The 3,340-nt window shown below is 39.9% G+C and carries 1 protein-coding gene; it reads right to left on the reverse strand.

All coding sequences use genetic code 11. The annotated features are described in order from the left end of the window. Nucleotides 1-3,107: hypothetical protein (locus ACTHJT_RS07195; RefSeq protein WP_440237324.1), on the reverse strand; the 3,107-nt coding region annotated here is incomplete at its 3' end. Between the last annotated feature and the right edge of the window lie 233 nt (nt 3,108-3,340).

The following is a 3,340-nucleotide window of genomic DNA, read 5'->3' on the forward strand; positions in this document are numbered from 1 at the left end:
CCATCAAATCCTACAGGCTCATACGACAAGCTACCGGTCGTTACATTAAAATTATCTGTATACGAATATACTTTATCATAATACTCACCGGTTGTTGGTTCTGTCGAACGGATTTTCTGAACACGAGCTCCTCCTCCGTATTTAACGCTGGCAGCAGCCTGAGTCGGATAAGATTTATTCAGCGTGACATAAGAACCATAATGTTTATGTAAGTGCGAAGCGGTTGTACGCGCTCCTGTCGGAAAAATTGTCCGCACCGTATTAGCCGTACTGGTATATGGATATCGCAACGGGTTTAATGACTCCATCGCTGTGTTACTTACTTTTCCGGTATATGAAATTGTAAGGTAGCAACCTCTTACATCTTTACCTTTCCCTATTACTTTAAAATTAGCTGTCCCATATTGCGTTGTATCTGTAGCCGGTGCTGTACGCGTTGCGTCCAGATAAGCTGAAATACTTGATAACGTAATGGAATCATTTACAGCAAAATTATTTAATACGCCTAACGTATCCGGATCGGCAAAATAGATTTGGTACCAATCTCCTGTTGGATCACCGATAGGAAAGGCATTGTTTGTAAATTCGCTGCTATAATGAATGGAATTATCAGATCTTTTTTTATAACCGATTACCTGATCGATGTTATACATATTGGCAACACCATGCTCAACATTATTATAGGAATCTGGTTCGTATGTAATATCAATAATTGACCCCAGGCTATTCGTAATCCTCCTTAACGACCAGGCATCCGTTGATGCAGCTGAGGTTGCCGTTACGCGACGGCTGTTGTTCTGCAAAGCAGGGTTGGCGGCAAACTGATAATCGGATTTTAAATATCCCCACATATCATAAAAATCAGCTGTGTACGGAGGATTCTTTGTTGTCACTGCTGTACCGGAAACATTTGCAGAAGGATATGTATTGCCCAGGAAAATCATATTGTAAGTAATGCACCCGCCACCCGAAGCTGTTTGATTCAACAGCGTAGCATAATAGGTATTCGCCCCGGAAGTTATTTTCAATATGTTACCGGTTACGATATTTGAATTAAAACAAACACTGATCGAAGCTTTCCGTCCGGAGATACCCGAAATGCTTATGCTCGACGAAGACTGCGGACTGGGTAACTCATAACCGAATGTCATCGGCGGCATAATCTGTGTCCCATACTGCCCATTGTATTTTATCTGCGTCAGCGTGAGCCTACCTGTTGTTGATGCGCTGCTGTTGGCTGTTTGCGGACACAGGCTGTAATCATAAACAAATAAAGTGGTTTTTATTTTATATGTAGCATTGTCCGGATACGAGCTGTTCAAAGATGTAAAATCCGCGCCGTCAATAAAGCCGTTTGCATTTAATCCCTGAATCTGAGTAACACCGGCATAAATAGTTGCTGCACCAAGTGTTGTTTTTAAACCGGCATTGTCATACAGCATTACTGAATCAAGTTGTAATACTGTAGCTGAATTTGCTCCCAGTCCGCCTGACAGCGTATCTGTAGCGCTCTTTGCATCAAGCCTGCCGGTACCTTTTGAAAAGAAAACAGAATTTGTTCTGTTAAAAATTGCATCCAGGTAATATACTTGCTTTCTTCCTGCACTATACGCATACGATCCGTCTACTTCATTTCTTGTGCCTGTAAATGGTTCTCTGTAAATGTAGTTGTCCGTTTTTTTACCATAGGTAAAATTCGTCCAGAAACCTGTGTCTCCTTCATCTGCATATCCATTAGCATTCCTATCAATAAAATCACTACCTGTAATACTTGTCAACAACCATGTATATGCATACGCCTGCGTAAATGAAACTACCCGCGCTGTTCTGCCTGAAGTTTTTGTCGATGGCACCGTATATTTTTTACTGTAACTGTATGAGTAAGCAGGTAAGGCATAATGATAAACTGTTCCATCTACATTCGTGATAGAAAAACCACCCACCTGGTTGGCTACATTATATGTTTTGGTTCCCGACTCAATTGTCATCACAATTGAATTGCGGTTCCCATCCGCAAGCCCCTGATATTTTACAAAACCTGCACTTACTGCTGCACCTGAAACAATTTCGTTATTGGTGTAGTATTCCACATTTCTGGCCCCAGCAAGTTTTTTTAAACTTGTATTATAGCCTACTGTTGTATCAGGCCCGTTGTATACATCCGGTGAAGAATACAGATAACTAAGACCATTGGGTCCTGCAGGGTATGAAGGCGATGGGCTTAATGTGAAATCATACGGTATTGGTTGAAAACGATTAGAGAATTCTTTTTTGAATCTGAACTGTGGTTTAACAACTGTAGAATTCTTTTCTATCTTGTAGGTCTTGAACGTATCCGTGCCCATTACTACTTTTTTTCTGAACAGTGTGCCGTTGTCAAAAATTGCCGGTTCGATTTCTCCTGATATGCCATGCCCTGAAACTGAATATTGGTCAAATGCAGGAACACTTCCACCCATTTGTTTCTCAGGATCAGGATTTGCTGCAATGTTTATATTCGGATCATACTTTGCATAAGAATCGTACATGCGATTCAATACTACGTTTGTACCTGTAACCGCGTCAACACCATGCAGTGCACCATATGCATAGTTGGTGCCTGAAGTAGGATCTATGGAAAATAAATTATACTTGGCATTAATGGCTGACCCTGTATTTACCGATGTATTAGAAAGATTTGTGCTCAAAGGAGTTTCGAGTGAATAACTGGTATCTGCCGATCCGGACCAGGTATCAGTAACAACATAACCAGCACCTGAAAAATCATCCGGGAAACCATTGACATTTCGCGTAATGGCACCGGCATTAATATTCCAGCCCAAGCCAACCCAGGAAGCATCCTGCTCTGTCTTAATTCCGGATTTGTAAAAAGCATTGATCGGATAGCTGCCTTCGGGGCCCGGAAGTTCCATAATAGGGGTCGAATAACTGAAATCACCGGTAATACCATCAACCATGCCTGAACTTTCCTGAGAAAAAGAATCAAACTCAGGCGTGGTTGGGTTGCCTGACAGACCATATGCAACAGTTGGTGCCGCTATCTGGACCAACATGTTGAATAAAAAGAAATAAGCAAAAGAAATCAACCATTTCCGATTACGTATCATAATAATTTTATTAAGTGAATAATGAAGGAGCAAGATCTGTTAAGTGTTATTCCTTATTCTTTCCTAAGTATTAACACCAATACAAATATTGAAACCTTATTTCTAATAATAAAAACTTATATGGCACTTTTTTTAAAAAAATTTATTTTTAAAAAAATAATATAAACAAATAAGGCTGTCAATCAATAAATTGAACAAAATCCAATAAATATTTTAAATATTTTACCTAATAA

The organism is Cytophaga sp., assembly GCF_051961495.1.
GTDB lineage: Bacteria > Bacteroidota > Bacteroidia > Cytophagales > Cytophagaceae > Cytophaga.